The organism is Paenibacillus sp. FSL R5-0341 (assembly GCF_037975235.1).
Classification (GTDB): domain Bacteria; phylum Bacillota; class Bacilli; order Paenibacillales; family Paenibacillaceae; genus Paenibacillus; species Paenibacillus amylolyticus_A.
In genome coordinates this window covers 2,412,464-2,433,379 of record NZ_CP150241.1, presented here as the reverse complement: position 1 = coordinate 2,433,379, position 20,916 = coordinate 2,412,464, and the positions used below count along the sequence as shown (strand labels likewise).

Annotated in this window: 18 protein-coding genes; all 18 read right to left on the bottom strand. The window is 46.2% G+C overall.

Annotated features, from left to right (window positions below; translation table 11 throughout):
* Positions 1–108: 108 nt before the first annotated feature.
* The 18 genes from rpsO to pyrH all read right to left on the bottom strand — a co-directional run bounded on the left by rpsO (position 109) and on the right by pyrH (position 20,745).
* Positions 109–378 carry a 30S ribosomal protein S15 gene (gene rpsO, locus MKX75_RS11090; RefSeq protein WP_056700672.1) on the bottom strand — a complete coding sequence of 90 codons (270 nt, stop codon included), beginning with the start codon at positions 376–378 and terminating at the stop codon, positions 109–111.
* 158 nt (positions 379–536) lie between these two features.
* Positions 537–1,463 (bottom strand): bifunctional riboflavin kinase/FAD synthetase, encoded by a 927-nt coding sequence (locus MKX75_RS11085; RefSeq protein ID WP_139331863.1) that lies wholly within the window; start codon positions 1,461–1,463, stop codon positions 537–539.
* Between the two features lie 82 nt (positions 1,464–1,545).
* The gene (gene truB, locus MKX75_RS11080) at positions 1,546–2,469 is read right to left on the bottom strand and encodes a tRNA pseudouridine(55) synthase TruB (protein ID WP_339169609.1); all 924 of its coding nucleotides are present in this window, start codon (positions 2,467–2,469) and stop codon (positions 1,546–1,548) included.
* Positions 2,463–3,440: a bifunctional oligoribonuclease/PAP phosphatase NrnA gene (locus MKX75_RS11075; RefSeq protein ID WP_062833830.1), complete on the bottom strand. Its 978-nt coding sequence runs from the start codon at positions 3,438–3,440 to the stop codon at positions 2,463–2,465. Before MKX75_RS11075 ends, truB begins: the two co-directional genes overlap by 7 nt.
* A gap of 19 nt (positions 3,441–3,459) precedes the next feature.
* Complete coding sequence (gene rbfA, locus MKX75_RS11070) at positions 3,460–3,819, bottom strand: 30S ribosome-binding factor RbfA (protein ID WP_062833829.1); 360 nt, start codon at positions 3,817–3,819, stop codon at positions 3,460–3,462.
* 25 nt (positions 3,820–3,844) lie between these two features.
* Positions 3,845–6,433, bottom strand: coding sequence for a translation initiation factor IF-2 (gene infB / locus MKX75_RS11065; RefSeq protein WP_076330688.1), 2,589 nt, complete (start codon positions 6,431–6,433; stop codon positions 3,845–3,847).
* A complete protein-coding gene (locus MKX75_RS11060; protein WP_017689142.1) occupies positions 6,426–6,755 on the bottom strand; it encodes a ribosomal L7Ae/L30e/S12e/Gadd45 family protein in 330 nt (109 codons plus the stop codon). The genes infB and MKX75_RS11060 overlap by 8 nt, the downstream gene beginning before the upstream one ends.
* Entirely contained in the window at positions 6,748–7,053 is a 306-nt protein-coding gene (locus tag MKX75_RS11055; protein WP_017689143.1) for a YlxR family protein, read from the bottom strand. The genes MKX75_RS11060 and MKX75_RS11055 overlap by 8 nt, the downstream gene beginning before the upstream one ends.
* 25 nt (positions 7,054–7,078) lie before the next feature.
* Positions 7,079–8,176 carry a transcription termination factor NusA gene (nusA, locus tag MKX75_RS11050; protein WP_062833827.1) on the bottom strand — a complete coding sequence of 366 codons (1,098 nt, stop codon included), beginning with the start codon at positions 8,174–8,176 and terminating at the stop codon, positions 7,079–7,081.
* 123 nt (positions 8,177–8,299) lie between these two features.
* Entirely contained in the window at positions 8,300–8,761 is a 462-nt protein-coding gene (rimP, locus tag MKX75_RS11045; protein WP_062833826.1) for a ribosome maturation factor RimP, read from the bottom strand.
* 257 nt (positions 8,762–9,018) lie between these two features.
* On the bottom strand, positions 9,019–13,338 hold the full coding sequence (locus MKX75_RS11040; RefSeq protein ID WP_339169606.1) for a PolC-type DNA polymerase III: 4,320 nt from the start codon (positions 13,336–13,338) through the stop codon (positions 9,019–9,021).
* A 344-nt stretch (positions 13,339–13,682) separates the two neighbouring features.
* Positions 13,683–15,137 (bottom strand): proline--tRNA ligase, encoded by a 1,455-nt coding sequence (proS, locus tag MKX75_RS11035; RefSeq protein WP_339169605.1) that lies wholly within the window; start codon positions 15,135–15,137, stop codon positions 13,683–13,685.
* A gap of 62 nt (positions 15,138–15,199) precedes the next feature.
* A complete protein-coding gene (gene rseP / locus MKX75_RS11030; protein ID WP_062833823.1) occupies positions 15,200–16,471 on the bottom strand; it encodes an RIP metalloprotease RseP in 1,272 nt (423 codons plus the stop codon).
* A gap of 113 nt (positions 16,472–16,584) precedes the next feature.
* Positions 16,585–17,724 carry a 1-deoxy-D-xylulose-5-phosphate reductoisomerase gene (locus MKX75_RS11025; protein ID WP_339169604.1) on the bottom strand — a complete coding sequence of 380 codons (1,140 nt, stop codon included), beginning with the start codon at positions 17,722–17,724 and terminating at the stop codon, positions 16,585–16,587.
* Positions 17,725–17,794: 70 nt separating this feature from the next.
* A complete protein-coding gene (locus MKX75_RS11020) occupies positions 17,795–18,589 on the bottom strand; it encodes a phosphatidate cytidylyltransferase (protein WP_062833821.1) in 795 nt (264 codons plus the stop codon).
* Positions 18,590–18,605: 16 nt separating this feature from the next.
* On the bottom strand, positions 18,606–19,373 hold the full coding sequence (locus MKX75_RS11015) for an isoprenyl transferase (RefSeq protein WP_017689151.1): 768 nt from the start codon (positions 19,371–19,373) through the stop codon (positions 18,606–18,608).
* An 89-nt stretch (positions 19,374–19,462) separates the two neighbouring features.
* Positions 19,463–20,017, bottom strand: coding sequence for a ribosome recycling factor (gene frr, locus MKX75_RS11010; protein WP_062833820.1), 555 nt, complete (start codon positions 20,015–20,017; stop codon positions 19,463–19,465).
* The gene (pyrH, locus tag MKX75_RS11005; RefSeq protein WP_017689153.1) at positions 20,017–20,745 is read right to left on the bottom strand and encodes a UMP kinase; all 729 of its coding nucleotides are present in this window, start codon (positions 20,743–20,745) and stop codon (positions 20,017–20,019) included. The genes frr and pyrH overlap by 1 nt, the downstream gene beginning before the upstream one ends.
* Positions 20,746–20,916 lie beyond the last annotated feature (171 nt).

The following is a 20,916-nucleotide window of genomic DNA, read 5'->3' as shown; positions in this document are numbered from 1 at the left end:
TGGCAACATGTTCATCTACAAAACAACCCGGCTGTAGGTTCCGCTTGTCCTTTTAGACAAAAGAATGACGGATAACAGCCAGGTTGGTTTTGAAAACATGTACGATAATTAACGACGCAATCCGAGTTTTTCGATCAGCGCGCTGTAACGTTTAACATCTTTGTTTTTCACGTAAGCCAAAAGCTTACGACGTTGACCTACCATTTTCAAAAGTCCACGACGTGAGTGGTGGTCTTTCTTATGCGTACGCAAGTGGTCTGTCAAACTTCTGATGTTTTCCGTAAGGATAGCAACTTGCACCTCTGGAGATCCTGTATCGGACTCATGAGTTTTGTGCTCGTCGATCAGTTGTTGTTTACGTTCTTGAGTCAATGCCATCCTGTTCACCTCCTTCAATATAATCGCCATTAGCCTCGTCACCGCCGGTGAGAGCAAGCAACCAAGCCAAGGTTAATGTTGTCTCAATCGACAACGTAGTACAGTATATCATAATTGCCTAGTTAAAGTAAATGTAAACATGCATTTAATCCAGAACCTTAAGATAACAGGCGGCCGGCAGTCAATGCATCTTCACGAATCTGGCTAATTAATGCATCAATCGAGTCAAACTTGCGTTCTGCACGAATATAGTGAACGAGCTCAACCTTTAGTTCCTGGTCATACAAGTGTCCATCAAAATCAAGCAGGTGCACTTCAAACGTAGGTTTCATCCCGTTTTCGTGAAACGTAGGTTTCACGCCAAGATTCATTACGCCATGCAGTTCCTGTTCACCATGCTGCACACGAACAGCGTAGACACCCTTCGATGGTGTAACGTAATGATCCGTGAGTTCAAGGTTGGCTGTCGGAAATCCAATGGTTCGTCCACGCTTCTCCCCGTGAATGACGGTTCCTCTGATGCTGTAAGGTCGGCCAAGCCACTGACTGGCCTCATCCATCTCCCCGCGCTTCAACAGACCACGAATGAGAGAACTGCTCACTTTTTCACCATTTAACAGGAAAGGAGGAACGGTCTCCACCGTCATGTCTCCTTCTCCCAATGTACGAAGAAGCTGCTCATCTCCTGCACCCTTGTGACCGAAACGGAAGTCAAAACCAACCACCGCTGTTCTTGTCTGAAGAGGAATCAACAGGTCATGTACGAATTGTTGCGGCGTCAACCGGGAGAAGTCTTCATTGAACTCCACCACATAGAGCACATCAACGCCCATTCCTGCCAAGATGTCTTCTTTATCTCTCAAGGGAGTTAAATAACCCTCGTAATCCCCTTTGCGCATAACTTCCTTCGGATGTGGATGAAAGGTCATGACCGCTGCCTGCATGCCCGTTTCCCGTGCAATGCGGACAGCTGATAAAATGACACTTGCATGTCCGAGATGCAGTCCGTCAAATTGACCAATCGCGAGCACTTGGGGCAGTGTGCTCAGCTCAGTCGAATGTAACGTCTGCGGATAGGTTAGCATTACGGTTTTCACAATCATTCACCTGCATTTCACTTGATAGGCCAGACTTGAGCATCACCACAACTCCAAGCCCGAGACCTCTTTATTCCGGCAAAAAGACTTTAACTGCCCTCACCGTTGGTTTTAGCTCATCCCGTTCAAATATCCCCAGAAACGTACCGTCTTGAGCATACAACCTCAGCAAACCAGGTTGCTCCACGGGCGGTTCCAGAAGACGTGCAGACAGTTTCTGACCTTGAAGTGCTCCTTTGGCCTGTTCTTCCCCAACCTTGTGGGCTGGAATTGAAGCAATAGCCTCGTCAACAGGAATCAGCGCCTCCGCCAAAGTCCCATCGGCCATAAGTTGTTCCACTTCTTCAAGACGAAGACAATGATCTGCAGATATACCTGCTGATATTGTACGCTCAAGTCGAACCATGGTCGATGGATATCCAAGTTGTCGGCCAATGTCTACACACAACGTCCGAATATAGGTACCTTTTGAACACAAGGCCCGGAAGGATATATCGGTCGTCTCACCATGAGTCTCAATCCCTGTAAGCTCAAGCTCATAGATTGTGACCTCACGGCTCTTACGCTCCACCGTTTTCCCTTCACGAGCAAGCTCATAGAGACGTTTGCCGTCTACCTTTACCGCAGAATACATGGGTGGCACTTGAGAGATCGTACCCAGAAACTGCTCAAGCACCTGTTGAACCTGTTCCTGTGTTACTTCCACAGTTGTCTCAGACCGCTCAATGACTTCCCCTGTCATATCCTCTGTGTCAGTAGACAATCCCAATCTGAGCGTAGCCAGATATTCCTTCGGAAGCTCCTGCATGTATTCCACCACGCGTGTCGCCCGTCCAAGACAGAGTGGCAGAACGCCTGTAACTTGTGGGTCTAGTGTGCCAGTATGCCCAATGCGCTTCATCTTGAGAATGCGACGCATTTTGGCTACAACATCATGAGAAGTAAATCCCGCTGGTTTATATACCGGAAGTATACCTTCAAATGGCTTTACCATTGTGCATTCACCTGCTTCAGTACTTTTGCGACAATATCTTCAAGTCTACCTTCCAGACGACATCCGGCTGCGAGAACATGCCCGCCTCCACCAAAGGTCTGTGCTAATGCAGCAACATCAATCTTGCCAGCCGAACGCAGAGAAACCTTGACGGCACTCTCGTTGATCACTTTGAAAAAGATACCAACCTCCACGCCCTGAATGTTGCGCGGATAGTTCACTACCCCTTCAAGATCTTCATTAGCTGCTCCGCAAGCGACCATATCATCTGGTGTAATTACAACCCAGGCTATCTTGCCATCATCTGTCATCTTCAGGCTTGATAGTGCTTGATTCAAAATCCGAACTTGTGGAAGAGTCACCTGCTCCAACAAGGTCTGGGCGAGATAGGGTCCATCCACGCCATGTTCAAGCAATCTGGAGGCCGTTGTCATTACATTTGGACTGGTATTGGCATAGCGAAACCCGCCTGTATCCGTAAGCAATCCTGTATAGACTGCAGTTGCAACATCTTTATCCCATGCTACTTGGAACAGGTTAAGAAAATCGAACAAAATTTCAGCCGTTGCAGCAGCATCTGACTTAATAATGTTGACTGTACCATAAGCGTCATTCGTAGGGTGATGATCAATATTCAAAATAACAGCATCTTCTTCGAAATAATGACGCGTCAAGCCTACTCTGGCAAAGTCTGCACAATCCACACAGATAACCGCTTTATATTTTCGCTGCGGTGGTTGTTCGGTCATGTTCACAATGTTGCCGGCTTCCCACAAAAATTGCATGCGTTGTGGAATTTCACCTTCATTAATCATCGTGAATGTCTTGCCCAGACATGACAGCAGCCAGCCCACCGTTACCGTCGAGCTGACTGCGTCACCGTCCGGCTGTACATGCGACACGACCAGGTAATCATCATGCTCCAGCAGAAATTGCTTTCCGGCCTGGAGCGCCTGTTCATAAGTGTGCATTGCCGTCTCCTCTATTCTGTTACTGGGATTCGTTCTTGTCGGAACCAATATCGCCAAGCAGCTTCTCAATTCGGCTGCCATAGGCGATTGATTCGTCGATCTTGAATATCAACTCGGGAACATGACGGAATCGAATACGTTTGCCCAGCTCGGAACGCAAAAATCCATTTGCTTTTGCCAATGCTTTGAGCGAGTTATCTTTTTGTTCCTGTTCACCGAAGACACTCAGATAAACTTTGGCTTGCGACAAGTCTCCTGTCACTTCGACTCCCGTTACGGTAATAAAGCCGATACGTGGATCTTTCAGTTCAGACTGGATAAGCAGACTCAATTCTTTCTTGATCTGCTCGCCCACTCTACCTGTACGAATCTTAGCCATTGTTGTTCACCTCATGCTTCCTTGCTTATCGTTGTACTGTCTCCATAATGAAGGCTTCGATAACGTCGCCCTCTTTGAGATCATTGTATTTATCCAGTGTGATACCGCACTCGTAGCCTTGGGCTACTTCTTTGGCATCATCTTTGTAACGTTTCAGGGAATCCAGCTTACCTTCGTAAAGGACGATGCCATCACGAATCAGGCGTGCTTCCGCAGAACGCGTAATTTTACCCGAGGTAACCATACAACCAGCGATGGTACCCACTTTACTGATGGAGAACGTGCTACGAACTTCAGCATGACCGATAACTTTTTCTTTGTAGATCGGATCAAGCATTCCTTTCATCGCTTGTTCAATTTCTTCGATAACACTGTAGATTACGCGATGCAGACGAATGTCTACTTGCTCTTGATCTGCAGTTGCTTTCGCCTGATTATCAGGACGAACGTTGAAACCAATCACGATGGCATTGGATGCTGCAGCCAAAATGATGTCGGACTCAGTGATTGCACCAGCGCCGCTATGAATGATCTTCACGCGCACACCTTCAACTTCGATCTTCGCAAGGGAACCTTTCAATGCTTCAACCGAACCTTGTACGTCACCTTTGATAATTACGTTCAGATCTTTGATCTCGCCATCTTTGATGTGCTGGAACAGATCATCCAACGTTACACGAGTATGTGTACCCAGATCGGATTCACGTTGCGTAATCGCACGTTTGTCAGCGATGGAACGCGCTTTGCGCTCATCTTCAAACACCATGAATGGATCTCCCGCACCTGGAACTTCAGTCAAACCTGTGATTTCTACAGGTGTTGAAGGTCCAGCTTCTTTCAGACGGCGACCTTTGTCATTGACCATCGCACGGACACGACCGAAGCAGTTACCTGCTACGAAAGCATCTCCGACTTTCAATGTACCGTGCTGTACGAGGATACGGGCAACTGGGCCACGTCCTTTATCCAGCTCGGCTTCAATCACTGTACCACGGGCACGTTTGTCCGGGTTCGCTTTGTATTCGTTCACTTCTGCTACGAGCAGAATCATTTCAAGCAGACCTTCCAGACCCATTCTTTGCTTCGCTGACACGTTAACAAAGATGGTATCTCCGCCCCACTCTTCCGGAACGAGTTCATAATTAGTTAATTCTTGTTTTACTTTATCCGGATCAGCACCCGGTTTGTCGATTTTATTGACAGCCACGATAATCGGAAGCCCAGCAGCTTTGGCATGGTTAATGGCCTCAACTGTTTGTGGCATAACACCGTCATCAGCAGCTACGACAATAATGGTAATATCCGTAACCTGTGCTCCACGTGCACGCATCGCTGTAAACGCTTCATGACCTGGAGTATCCAGGAACGTAATTTTTTTGTTGTTGATTTCAACTTGGTATGCACCGATATGTTGCGTAATTCCGCCTGCTTCGCCGCCTGTTACATTCGTGGAACGAATGGCATCAAGCAAAGTCGTTTTACCATGGTCAACGTGACCCATGATCGTAACTACTGGTGGACGAGCCTGCAAGTCAGCAGCATCATCATTCTCTTCCAGTGTTTCGAAACGGTCATCTTCAAGCACAATCTTCACTTCAACCTCAACACCGAATTCACCTGAAAGCAGAAGGATCGTTTCGATATCAAGCTCTTGGTTGATTGTTGCCATAACGCCCATAGCGATGAGCTTTTTGATAACTTCAGAAGCATCCTTATGGAGCAACTTCGCTGTTTCACCAACAGTCATATCACCACGAACGATGATTTTCTTCGGTGTGTTATCAATTTTCTCACGTTGTTGGTACTGTTGTTGATTTCTGTTGCGGTTGTTTTTGCCACCACGGTTACCACGGAAGTTGCCGCCACGGTTGTCATCATAACGACGTCCACCGCCACCGCTGTTCGAACGGTTACCACCATTGTTGTTGCCAGTAGTACCACCTGGACCGCTTCTACGTTGGCCTTGACCTTGTCCTTGGCTCTGACCTTGGCCACCACTACGGTTGCCGCCAGTACCTGTATTACCACCGCTGTTAGGTCCTGAAGTTCTTACTTGACCGCCACCGCTGTTATTCGGACGTTGACCCGATCCTTGCGGACGGGATGCAGTACTGCTTTGTCCACCTTGAGCTGGTCTTGGACGGTTAGTTGATTGTCCTCCTTGGCTTGAGCCTTGGGAAGAGTTCGTTCTGTTGCGGCTGTCTTGGCCGCTGGGTCTTTGGGTGCCATTGTTATTGTTGGAATTTGGTCTATTGTTCATACCTACCTGCTTTTCCTGTTGTATTTTTGTTTGTACGGGACTACCGGATGGGTTACTGCTAATCGGCGTGTTCACTCCGCCGGCCGGCTTGTTGCTGTCCACTGGTTTGTCACTGCGTACTGCCGAAGTAGCAACTGGTTTTGCATCGTTGCCTTGTTTCGAAGCCGCAGTGGATTTTATATCTTTAAAAAATTGTTCCACCTTACCGACTGAACCATTCTCCATGACGCTCATATGATTGTTTACGGGAATTTCCAGCTTTTTAAGAATGGTTATAATTTCTTTACTACTCATATTAAGGGACTTCGCATATTCATAAACTCGCAATTTATCCTTGTTTTCCTGTTTACTCAATATACTCCACCTCCGACATTATACCGACTTGCTTGGAGATCATTTTTGCAAACCCTCGATCCGTTACTGCAAGAACAACACGCGTGTCTTTACCGATACTTGAACCCAGACTATCCCGGTCAAATCCGATTAACAGAGGAACCTTATAAGTTCCACATTTATCGCGAAATTTCTTTTGTGTATTGGCTGAGGCGTCACCCGCAACAATAACCATTTTAGCTTCGGAAGAACGGATCGCTTTAAGTACAATTTCTTCACCTGTTACAAGTTTACCTGCACGCATAGAGAGTCCCAGATAAGACAGCGTTTTAATATTAGTCATGTTCACGCTCCTGTGCTGCTTTGAATTCATCCTCAACCGCAATGAAGTCAGCTGCTAATTGCTCGTAAATTTCAGGTGAAACTTTGCCTTTTAACGCCCGATCCAAAGCCCGGTTTTTGAGTGCGAGTTTAAAACAGGACTCTTTGCCGCATAAATAGGCACCACGTCCGGATTTTTTGCCAGTCAAATCGATCAGCACTTCATCCTCTGGCGTTTTAACGATGCGGATCAGCTGCTTTTTGGGCATCATTTCTTGGCATGCCACACATTTGCGCAGCGGCACTTTTTTTGGTTTCATACGTCAGCGCCCCCCGTACTTTACTTTAGTCGACGGAGACGGAATCCTGATGCATTTCAGAAGAAGAATCTTTTTCTCTGCCGAATTCCTGTTCCGCCTGGCTCTCGCTCTTAATGTCGATTTTCCAGCCGGTCAATTTGGCTGCCAATCTGGCATTTTGGCCTTTAATACCAATAGCGAGCGAAAGTTGATAGTCCGGAACGATAACCCGAGCCATCTTTTCTTCCTCAAATACATGAACTTCCAATACTTTGGAAGGACTCAGTGCATTAGCTACATATTCGTCTACCTGATCGGAGAAACGAACGATGTCGATTTTTTCACCGCGCAGCTCACCCACAATGGTCTGCACGCGCATTCCCTTAGGACCTACACAAGATCCAACTGGATCAACTTCCTCGTTGCGGGAATGTACGGCAATCTTGGAGCGGAACCCTGCTTCGCGAGCGACGGAGCGAATCTCAACTACACCGTCAAAGATCTCAGGCACTTCCAGTTCAAAGAGACGTTTCAAGAGGCCCGGATGGGTACGGGACAAAATGATTTGCGGCCCTTTGGTCGTATTCTCGACCTTGGTGATATACGCTTTAATACGGTCACCATGAACAAACTTCTCGTTCGGCATCAATTCGGTCAGCGGTAAAGCCGCTTCGATTTTGCCCAGATCGATGTAGATATTGCGCAAATCCTGACGCTGCACCACTCCCGTAACGATATCTTCTTCCTTATCTACGAAAGCGTTGTAGATCAGGCCGCGTTCGGCTTCACGAATCCGCTGGGTCACTACCTGTTTGGCAGTCTGTGCGGCGATACGTCCGAAATCACGCGGCGTAACTTCAATCTCCGCAATATCTTCCAGCTGGAAGTGTGGGTTGATTTCTCGTGCAGCAGGCAATGAAATTTCGGTACGTGAATCCAGGACTTCTTCCACGATCAATTTACGGGCATACACCCGAATAACTCCCGTATTACGGTTCATGTCAACACGCACATTCTGGGCCGTGTTGAAATTCCGCTTGTAGCTGGAAATTAGTGCAGCCTCGATCGCTTCAAACAGCACATCCTTGCTGATCCCTTTTTCCCGTTCCAATTCATTCATTGCTTCAATAAAATCCATACTCATGAATGTTGATCCCCCTTTCAAACATGGCATCTCATACGTAAAACGGCGAAAGGCTCTGAACTCATGAGCACCTTGCCGTTATCGTGAGATGTGTCTTTTTCATTAATAAAGTGAACAAGGCACTTAAAACAAAATAGCTAGGCGCGCACTGGCAACCTTATCATAAGAAATAGCATGCTGTTTCTTACCTGCTTCGATCACGAGTTCCCCGTCATCAAAGGATAACAGCTTACCTTCAAATTCCTTCAATCCGTTCACCGGCTCGTAGGTTGTTACAAAAACATTTTTGCCTACGGCTTTGGTAACGTCCTCAGGTTTTTTCAATGGACGCTCCGCACCGGGAGAAGACACTTCAAGGAAATAGATGGTTGGAATCGGATCGTTCTCATCCAGCTTGGCGCTCAGCTTTTCGCTGATCAAGACGCAATCGTCGATGTCGATGCCACCCTCTTTGTCGACATACACCCGTAAAAACCAGTTGCTGCCTTCTTTGACGTATTCGATGTCAACCAGCTCGAAGCCTTGTTCGTTCAAGTAGGGTTGGATCATTTCTTCCACGGTAGATTTAATGTTCGTTGTGCTCAAAACCAATAACCTCCAACTTAGGTTACACCAGCAAAATAGCACTGGCAGATTATTAAATACCCAAGATTCTTGTATACCAAAGACTAAAGAGTGGGTTTCCCCACTCTTTAGAAATTCGTACTATCTCGTTCACTTCAAAAATTATAACATAGTCTGGTAATAGTGACAAGTAAGCGATCATTCAGGCAGATTACTTACTAATGAAGAAAAAATTACGTATCCCCGATTAATGCCTGTTCCCGAATTCAAATCTGATCCTAGAACAAGGAAAGCTGGTTGCTCTCTGGCAAGCCTCGGAAACATCCCATATTCGACAGGAGTTCAACAATTGTCTTACTCGCTTTCGATTTCTGCTGGAAATCTTCCACCGACAGGAATTCACCATGATCTCTAGCTGCAGCAATATTGCGAGCAGCATTATCCCCAATTCCTGCCAAAGCTGAAAATGGAGGGATTAGTGTTTTTCCGTCAACGATGAACTTCGTCGCTTCCGAACGATATAAGTCAATAGGTTTCAGCGAGAATCCGCGTGCTGCCATTTCCAGACCCATTTCAAGGACAGGTAGCATGTTTTTCTCTTTCGGCGGTGCCTGGAAACCTAATTGCTCGATCTCCGTAATTTTTCGGTAAATTGCGTCATATCCCTGACACATCAGTTCGATATCGATCTCATCCGCCCGAACCGTAAAGTAGGTAGCGTAATATTCAATCGGATGATATAGCTTGAAGAATGCTGTACGTACTGCCGAAATAACATAAGCGGCCGCGTGAGCCTTCGGGAACATGTACTGGATTTTGAGACAAGAATCAATGTACCATTGAGGCACTTTACAATTCTTCATCTCGTCAATCCATTCCTGTGGCAAACCACGTCCCTTACGAACACTCTCAGTAATCTTAAAGGCCAGACTTGCGTCCATTCCCGTTTTATAGATCAGGAACAACATGATGTCATCCCGACAACCGATTACCGTCTTAATGTTGCATGTTCCGTTTTTAATCAAATCCTGAGCGTTTCCAAGCCATACCCCTGTACCATGGGACAAACCGGAAATTTGCAGTAAATCGGCAAAAGACGTCGGCTGGGATTCGACAAGCATTTGACGTACGAACTTCGTTCCCATCTCCGGCACGCCAAATGTTGCTACTGGTGACCGAATCTGTTCCGGTGTAACGCCCAAAGCTTCGGTTGAGTTAAACATACTCATGACTTTGGGATCATTCATCGGAATGGTCGTCGGGTCAATTCCTGTCAAATCCTGTAGCATCCGCATCATAGTCGGATCATCGTGCCCCAGAATATCAAGTTTCAGCAAGTTTTCTTCAAAAGCATGATAATCAAAGTGTGTTGTTTTCCACTCCGCATTAACGTCATCAGCTGGGAACTGAACAGGTGTAACGTCTTCGACCTCAATATAATCAGGCACAACGACAATACCGCCGGGATGCTGTCCAGTACTCCGTTTCACCCCAGTGCACCCAGAAGCCAAACGATTCAACTCAGCTCCGCGCCATTTCTTGTGATGTTCTTCTTCATACTTTTTGGCAAAACCAAATGCGGTTTTCTCAGCCACCGTACCAATGGTCCCCGCACGGAAAACGCTCTTTTCACTAAACAATACTTTCGTATAGTTATGAGCATGAGGCTGATAATCACCCGAGAAGTTCAAGTCAATATCGGGAACTTTATCTCCTTTGAATCCAAGGAAAGTCTCAAACGGGATATCTTGGCCTTCTCCTTTAAGTGTATTACCACAATCCGGACATTCTTTCTCGGGAAGGTCAAATCCACTCCGAACACTACCATCCAAGAACCACTCGCTGTGTTTGCATTCCGAATTCACACAAATATAATGAGCAGGCAATGGATTAACTTCGGATATACCCAGGAATGTAGCAACAACAGAGGAACCAACCGATCCCCGCGAACCTACGAGATACCCATCCTGATTCGATTTTTTAACCAATCGTTCCGAGATCAGATAGTTGGCAGAGAAACCGTATTTAATAATTGGTATCAGTTCTTTCTCCAGTCGTGCCACGATCACTTCCGGTAATTCCTCGCCATAGATAGACTTGGCTGTGTCATAGCAAGTATTACGGATTTCATCGTCCGCACCCTCCAGAATCGGAGTAAACAGTTTGTCCGGGAACAACTTAATTTCCTCAAATCGGTCAGACAATTCAATTGTATTGGTAACGACGACTTCGTAAGCTTTGTCTTGACCTAGGAACTTGAACTCTTCCAGCATTTCCTCTGTCGTTCTAAGATGTGCATCCGGTTTACGTTGATCCTTCAGTGGACTAAATCCTGTAATTCCGTGAATGGTGATATCCCGATATAGTTTGTCCCGAGGTTCCAAGTAATGAACATTACCTGTGGCAATAACTGGTTTAGACAGCTTCGTCCCGATATCAATGACTTTACGGATTGCTGTCTTGATCTCTTCAGGAGTAGCCACCAAACCTTTATCCACCAGATGCATATACATTGTAAGTGGTTGGATTTCCAGTATGTCATAGAACTCGGCGATCTCTTCCGCTTCTTCAAGCGACTTGTTAAGCACCGCTTCGAAGAATTCACCTTTTTCACAACCCGATATAATAACGAGGCCTTCACGCAAATTGATCAGTTTCGATTTGGGAATGCACGGTACCCGCTTGAAATGTTCCGTATGAGAGAGAGATACCAGTTTATATAGGTTTTTCTTGCCGATATCATTCAGTGCGTAGATTCCGCAATGGAAAGGTCTTGTATTCGACAAGTCGACACCGACATAATCGTTCAAGCGATCGAGTCTCGTCAATCCTTTCATCTGGGCAGCATCATTTAATAATCCGATCAGTATACCTGCGAGTGCAACCGTATCATCAATGGCCCGGTGATGGCTTTCGAGTCCGACCTTATATTTATCCGCCATCGTATTCAGACGGTGGTTTTTATTTTTTGGAAATAACAATCGCGCCAGTTCCAACGTGTCAAGGACAGGGTTAGGTAGCTCAGGCAATCCAATTTGTTTCAGGGAAGCTTGGATAAAGCCCATATCAAAACGTGCATTATGCGCAACAAGTACACCATCACCAGCAAACTGCACAAAATCACGGATAACAGGCTCCAGCTCAGGTGCGTCTTTCACCATGTCATCATTAATATTAGTCAATTGCTGAATGTTGTAGGGAATGCGTTCATGCGGATTAACAAACGTCGCAAAACGGTCGATTTCTTTACCTTCTTGCATCTTCACTGCTGCAATCTCAATGATTTTATTCTGTGTTACCGACAAACCCGTGGTCTCGATATCAAATACGATGTATGTCGCTGTTTGGAGATCCAACGGCTGTGGAGCCATGACGACCGCAACGGAGTCATTCACCACATTGGCCTCAAGGCCGTAGATCATTTTAATCCCGTTTTTCTTAGCAGCCTTGGAAGCCTCGGGATATACCTGTACACCACCATGATCACTGACAGCAATCGCCTTATGTCCCCACTCAGCTGCCATTTTCACATATTTGTCGATCGAAGTTACAGCATCCATCGTACTCATCGTAGAGTGCAAATGGAACTCCACCCGTTTCTCTGGTGCATTGTCTTTGCGAGATGGCGGTGCTTTGACTTCAATCAGATCCGAAGGAATCATGGCGAGTTCAGGAATTTGCATAAACCGGTCATATTCTACACGGCCACGCACTTTTACCCATTTACCGTTAGCCAGCAAACTGAGAATTTTAACATCCTCTTTTGTTTTGGCAAACATCTTCATTTGCATGGAGTCCGTGAAGTCAGTTAGATAGAATGTAAACAGTGTATTTCCGTTTCGCAGTTCTTTACGATCCAGACCAAACACCGAACCTTGAAGCGTAACCTTTTTCTCTTCATCCTGGATCTCCTGCATAGGCACTGCCGGCTCCTTGATATCATAACCCATTTGCAAACGCACATCGCCCTGTTCCTCATCGACCGGGATTTCTGTGTCGACTTCACTCATCATCTTCTCGATGACCTCAAGTTCCTCAACACGTTTTTTGGCCTGGAACTGCTCCATCGCCTCTTTATTGTTGGCCACTTCGCCCACTTGCATCTTGATGCGGAGCGGTAAATGAAAATACTTGTCATAGAATTTCGTAATAGCCTGATCAATCTGTTTCTTACGAGCCAATTCCATCGACGTTGCATCACTCATTGTCAGTTGTAGGAGATCCTCTTCACATTCAAAAGTTGTCCGGTTCATCCAACCATTTACAGATGGAATCTCACGGGTAACCCACTCCAGAAACAGATTCCAATATTCACTGACGATATCGCCATTCTGTACCTTGTCCGTATATTTGAAGCCAAATGAAATTTTGGCGATGTGATTCATCTTCTCCTGAATATGCAGACAAAAAGTGCGATAGATTGGAGCGGGTACCAACGTATCCTTCGCAATTAGAATATTCCACTCCCGATTACTCCGATTGGTCTCTACTTGTTCAATCCATCCATCCAAAAAATAGGGCTCTAACAGACCAGCCGGTAGCTCTGCCTGCTTCATCAACAACTCAAACCGTTTTCTCTTCTCCTCGAATCCGCTCATCGTGTTCCTCCTTGTACCCCCTTTAAAACATGAAAAGCCCCTGCATTCAAAAATGTCACCGATCCGAACTCGCACCGACTCATTTTATCCGACAGAAGCTCTCCATTCATTACCCTTACAGTCCGTACGTGCCATTATATAAATTGAACAAAAAGATATTTACACTTACCACTCCGATAACAGAACAACCTTCCGATCGCTGTTATCCCCAGATTTTTTGATTCCCTTTTACAAAGGGGAAAATCCGGGGATAAAGGCGAACGCTCCGCTTCTTCAGGCTATTTCTGTTCTCTACGTTCTCATGTAAATGTTTAGTTCAAAGTATATAGCCAGGTTATCCTGACTTAATACGCTCTTGCAAACACAACCGTGTGTTCTGCCTGTTCACCACAAGCTAGGCACGTATGCTTTTCTTCCGCAGGCTGGAACGGAATGTTCCGGCTTGTTGCACCTGTAACTTCTCTTACTTTATCTTCGCAAGCTTCTGAACCACACCATCCAGCCAGTGTAAACCCGCGTTTATTTTCCATCTGTTCTTTCATTTCATCCAGTGTATCCACGGAATAGAAGTTATCCGACATAAATGTGCGGGCACGTTCCAGCATATCTACCTGGATCTGTGTCAGCATAGACTGGATTTCTTCTACCAGGTTCGCTTGTTCTACCACTTTTTTCTCACCTGTGATGCGTGATACGAGCACACAAACGCCATTTTCCATATCACGTGGACCAATCTCCAGACGAATCGGAACACCGCGCATCTCGTATTCATTGAATTTCCAACCTGGGCGAACATCGCTGCGATCATCCATTTTCACACGAACTCCAGCTTTTTTCAACTCAGTGAACAACTCATCTGCGCGTCCCACAACAGCATCACGTGTTTTCGGAGGTCCAATTGGAATCATGACCACTTGCGTAGGTGCTACTTTAGGAGGAAGTACGAGACCACGGTCATCTCCGTGAACCATAATCAATGCACCAATCAACCGTGTGCTTACTCCCCATGAGGTGGTGTAAGCCAGTTCCAGGACATTGTTCCGGCTAAGATACTGGATTTCAAATGCTTTTGCAAAGTTCGTTCCCATGTAGTGTGATGTACCTGCTTGTACAGCACGTCCATCCTTCATCATGGCTTCGATTGAGTACGTATCCACCGCACCCGCAAATTTCTCGGATTTGGTTTTCTGACCTACAATTACAGGAATAGCCAAATACTCCTCAACCACTTCACGATAAATCTCCAGCATTTTCATCGTTTCTTCACGTGCTTCTTCTTCTGTCTCATGCGCAGTGTGACCTTCCTGCCACAGGAATTCACTTGTGCGAAGGAACGGCAACGTTCTTTTTTCCCAACGAACTACGTTGGCCCACTGGTTGATCAGTACCGGAAGATCCCGATAAGACTGAATCCACTTGGAATACATGTGACCAATAATCGTCTCGGATGTAGGACGGATTGCCAGACGTTCTTCCAGCTTCTCTCCCCCAGCTTCTGTAACCCACGGTAATTCAGGGTTAAAGCCTTCCACGTGCTCTTTTTCCTTTTGAAAGAAGCTCTCAGGAATGAACATCGGGAAATATGCATTGCGATGACCGGTTTCCCGGAAACGACGATCCAACTCATCCTTGATGTGTTCCCAGATCTCAAAACCGTCTGGTTTGAACACAATACAACCGCGTACGGGTGCATAGTCCATGAGATCAGCTTTTTTGATAACATCAATATACCAGCGTGAGAAATCCTCACCCTGTGGTGTGATTTCAGTCACGAACTGTTTATCATTTTCCTTTGACATAAGACTCCAGCGTCCTCCCATAACGACTATCTCTGAAAGTCCAGAGCGTAGTCCAACCGTAATTATCCGTTAATTAAACGTAATATATCATTGTAAGTTACTGCCAGCATCAATACAAACAGCATCGCAAATCCAATGAAATGCACCATGCCTTCGCGGTTTGGATCAACAGGTCTGCCGCGCAGCGCTTCGATTCCCAAAAATACCAGACGGCTTCCGTCCAGTGCTGGTATTGGTAACAGGTTGAAAATCCCAAGGTACAGACTCAAAATGGCTGCCCATCTCGTTAACTGTTCAATTCCTTGTTTAGCAATTTGCCCTGTCACTTCAAACGTACGAACCGGCCCACCAATATCGTCCATGTTGAATTGATTGATCAGATGTTTGAACCCTTCAAAAATCACTTTGGTTGTATCAACCATAGCTACACCTGATACCGTAAAGGTCTCTACAAACCCAACAGATCGAGTCGGTAATGTAGGTACGATTCCCACTTTTCCGCCCTCTTGTCCTTCTACAGCACGTGGAGTAATCGTTATATTAAACGTTTCATTCCCTCGGCGCAGCGTCCATTCCATCGGCTTATCCTTGGAATCGGCAATCATCGTCACCATTTTTTGTGAATCCGTACCAATAGCAGTACCATTGATGGTTTCGATAATATCACCCTTTTGCAGGTTCGCCTGATCGGCTGCCCCACCTTCAAGCACTTCACCAATTTCAAGATTCTTCGGATTCTCCACTGGAACTCCCGCCATCTGCGCATATACAGCAAACAGCACAAAAGCCAAGATAAAGTTCATCAACGGTCCCGCAAAAATAGCCAATGCACGCTGTCCAACGGTTTTGCTACCGAATTGACGATCTTTCGGTGCAATCTGCGTTTGTTTACCACGACTTACCAACATCGCTTGGGGATGTATACGATACTCCTGAATCTCTCCATCTACATCGAGTTGAAGCTTCAGGGCTCTCTCCATATCAATGGAGATGACTTCACCACGTATTACATTTTTTCGGTTATCCAGCTGGTCCAGATAGATCATCTTCACCTGGTCATCTGCAGATCTTACCGCAATGGTCTGTCCTTCCTGGATCTCTACCAGTTCTGGATCTTCCCCTGCCATCCGTGCATACCCACCAAAAGGCAACAAACGCAATGTAAACTGGGTCTCGTTTCTTTTATATGAGAACAATTTGGGACCAAAACCGATCGCAAATTCCCGTACAAGAATACCGGCGCGTTTGGCAAAGTAATAATGCCCCCATTCATGAACCGTCACGATGACAAAGAACATGAGCACCGTTAGAAATACCACTTGTATGGTTTCCAATCCCTATCCATCCTCCTTCACGGCACATACCGCAGTCTGTCCCTCTAGATTATCATTATTCTCTGATGCCGCACAAGAGAATCACTTCTTCCATTTTGTTATGAAAAAAGAGATCACAGACTGGACGCAAGCTTACGACTCTCCTGATCACATCGGGCGATCTCCTGCAGATCAGGCTCGTCCACATTGTGGTGTGCTTCCAGCACAGAAGCAATAATATCTTCTATTTTAAGGAATGAAATCTCTTTACGCAAGAAACGGGCTACAGCAACCTCGTTGGCTGCATTAAACGCCGTTGTTGCGGTTCCTCCCATTTTACCACACTCATACGCCATTCTTAAACACGGGAAACGTTCCATATCCATCTCACGGAAATGTAATTTCCCAGCTTGAGCAAGAGACAGACGCTGTGCTGGTGATGGTAAGCGATCAGGGTAAGTCAGTGCATATTGAATGGGAACTCGCATATCCGGATTCCCCAGTTGAGCGATGATGCTGGTGTCATCAAATTCCACATAGGAATGAATAACGCTCTCCGGGTGAAGCAATACATTAATCTGATCATATCGAAGACCAAATAACCAATGTGCTTCAATGACCTCAAGCCCCTTGTTTACCATCGTTGCCGAGTCTATCGTGATTTTGGAGCCCATTGACCAATTCGGATGCTTAAGTGCATCCTCTATAGTCACGTTCTTCAACTGTTCACGGGTAAGATCACGGAATGATCCACCTGAAGCGGTGAGCGTTATGCCTGTCAGGCGATCTCTGTTTTCACCATTTAAGCATTGGAATATAGCAGAGTGCTCACTATCAACGGGCAGTAAAGAGACTCCTTTGGCAGCGGCTCTTGTCGTGACGATATGCCCCGCTGTAACCAATGTCTCCTTGTTGGCCAGTCCGATCTGTTTGCCTGCATCTATGGCAGCAAGCGTTGACTCCAATCCAACACTGCCCACCACCGCTGTAACAACCGTATGCGCATCGGTTCCTGCCGCAACTTCTACGAGTCCTTCGTTGCCGTAAAATAGTTGCGTTCCTGCAGGCAAATGTGGAGCTACCTTCTCAGCCAATTCTTTGGAACCCACCGATACTTTCTTCGGTCGGTAACGTTTGGTTTGTTCGATCAGCAAGTCTGTATTGCCTCCGGCAGCCAGTCCCTCCACTTGAAAGAGTTCCGGATGCATGTCTACTACATCTAGTGTCTGGGTTCCGATGGAACCGGTCGACCCGAGAATCGCAATTTTTTTCATGCTGCACCTCATCTTTAATTATCCAATGCCTACGGCGAACAAGGCTGTTATCTCAGGCTCATGTTCTTCTTTAGTAGGGCAGTAGCATTAGTATATGTACGAATGGAAACACAACAATCCAGCTGTCGCACCGATCAAGAATGCCTCCATGCCCTGGGAGAAGACTACCTGAATCCTTGATATTATATACACGTTTGTATGCAGACTGGATCAAGTCACCCATCTGACCTACGACTGCACAGGCAATTCCGATCACGATCGCTCTCTGCCAGGAAAGCAGACCATCTGACACTAATGCAAAAACAACCGAAGTGACAATTGCAATCACGATGCCACCCAGTGCACCCTCTATAGTCTTGTTTGGACTGATGGAAGGCCAGAGTTTGTTTTTACCAATGAGTTTCCCTACAAAATAAGCCCCTGCATCACTGGCCCATATGGAGCCCAGCAACAGGAACGTCCAGAACAATCCATGATGCAGATGTCTGGATTCTGCAATGTAATAGAAACCGATCCCTATATACAGCACGCCGAGGAAAAGCATGGCTACTGTATTTACGGGAACCTTATTCTTGGTGACAACTGAAGCTGTCATCAGTACAAGCATTACAATCCAGATGACCTGAAATAAGGATAGCGGTCTTGCCTCCCAAAGCATTTCCCAAGGAAATACAATGGCAAACACACCAGCATATCCAATCAGGGCCACACCTGAAAAAGGCATCACCCCGGTCATTTTAACAAATTCATAATAACCGATGAGAGCCATAAGCAATACCAAACCATGGTACCAGGGTCCGCCCAGCATGCAAAAACCTAAAAACAACACACCTGCTATGATTCCTGTCGTTAATCGCTGTTTCAACGGCTTCATCCTCCATCTATTTCAAACCGCCGTAACGCCTTGTTCTGCGCTGATATTCGGCTACTGCTTCAAGCAAATGCTTTTTGCCAAATTCGGGCCAGTATATATCCGTAAACCATAATTCACTATATGCAAGCTGCCAAAGCATAAAGTTGCTTAATCTCAACTCTCCACTCGTCCGGATCAGCAGATCCGGATCGGGCATGTCAACCGTCAGCATATGCCTATCAATGAGTTCAGGTGTTATGTCCTCTGCCGATAGTTCCCCCGATTTCACCTGCAGAGCGATCTGTTTAACACAGTCCGTCATTTCGCGACGACTTCCGTAGTTCATTGCAAAGTTCAAAACGAGACCTGTATTATGTTCCGTAAGACGAATGGCTTCCCGCAAGGCATTGATGGTATGAGAAGGTAAATGTTCCTCTTGGCCCATCATGCGAATGCGCACATTTTTTTCTATAAGTTCATCCAGCTCTATAGCCAGAAATTCTTGCGGAAGTCGCATCAGAAAATCCACTTCTTCTTTTGGACGCGTCCAGTTTTCTGTCGAAAAAGCGTACATCGTCAGATATTTGATGCCCAGTTCATCCGCCGCGATGGTTGCACGTTTGACCGCCTTCATGCCATTTTGGTGCCCGGCTATACGCGGGAGTCCCAAACGTTTGGCCCATCGTCCATTGCCGTCCATGATGATGGCGACGTGCTGCGGGATATTGTCCTCGGATATAGTCAGCGTTTCCTGCTTGTCAGCCCCATTCCACCACGACCGAACCCGTTTGATCATTCCTGTTCCTCCAAAATCCCTGAAGTTTCTTCATCTGAAGCTTGGAAAAAGAGACAAAACCCCACCGTATTGGAGGGGCTGCGCTTGTCTTACACTTCCATGATTTCTTTTTCTTTGGCAGCGAGTACCTTATCGACTTCAGCAATATACTTGTCGGTCGATTTTTGGATATCGTCCTGATGTCTCCGGGATTCATCCTCGGAAATGTCTGACTTCTCCATTTTCTTAATGTCATCATTCGCATCACGGCGAATGTTACGAATCGCTACTTTACCTTCTTCACCGAACTTCTTCGTCAACTTCACAAGTTCCGCTCTGCGTTCTTCCGTCAATGCCGGAATAGACAAACGGATCATGCTACCATCATTCGCTGGGGTAAGTCCCAGATCCGATTTCATGATGGCACGCTCGATATCACCCATGGAAGATTTGTCCCAAGGCTGAATCATCAGTGTACGGGAATCCGGAGTACTGATATTAGCGAGTTGATTCAATGGCGTCATAGCCCCATAATACTCTACCTGAATTCGGTCCAGAAGAGCTGGAGTTGCACGGCCTGCACGCAAAGTAGCCAGGTCACGACGCAATGCTTGAATTGCTTTTTCCATACGCTCTTCGGCATGTTGTTTAACCGCTTGTGGCATTAATCTACACTCCCTTTAACGATTGTTCCGATACGTTCACCCAGAACAACACGCTTGATGTTACCTTGTTCTGTAATGGCAAATACGATCAACGGGATGTTGTTGTCCTTACAAAGCGAGGATGCCGTCGAATCCATTACACCAAGGTCTTTGTTAAGAATATCCATGTAAGTCAACTGATCAAATTTCACAGCTGTACTGTCCTTAAACGGATCTGCTGAGTATACACCATCGACTTTGTTTTTGGCCATCAAGATAACTTCTGCTTCAATCTCCGCTGCGCGCAGTGCTGCTGTTGTATCAGTGGAAAAGAACGGGTTACCTGTGCCTGCTGCAAAAATAACGACCCGGCCTTTCTCCAGATGACGAATAGCTCTACGACGAATATAAGGCTCTGCAATCTGTTGCATTGCAATTGATGTCTGTACACGCGTAGGTACTTCAATCTGTTCCAATGCATCCTGGAGTGCTAACGAGTTCATTACTGTCGCCAGCATACCCATATAATCTGCAGTTGCACGATCGATGCCGTTTTCGCTACCGGCAATTCCACGCCAGATGTTTCCGCCGCCACATACAATAGCAACTTGAACACCAAGTGCAACAACCTCTTTTACCTGTTGGGCAATCGATGAGATCGTGTCTGCATCAATACCGTAGCCGTTTTGACCGGAAAGGGACTCTCCGCTGACCTTTAAGACAACACGTTTAAATACTGGCTGTTCCAATTATTCACCCTCCACTTTGAATTGAACACGCTCGGTGTTCAACCAACAAAACTTCTCGCGCATGGCCTCCTGCTTAAAAAGAAAGGAACACAGTTGTGTTCCGCTCTTTTAGGAAAAACGTTTAACCGGTGAGGCACTGTTTTCCTGGGATATAAGGGAGTTTACGCTTCG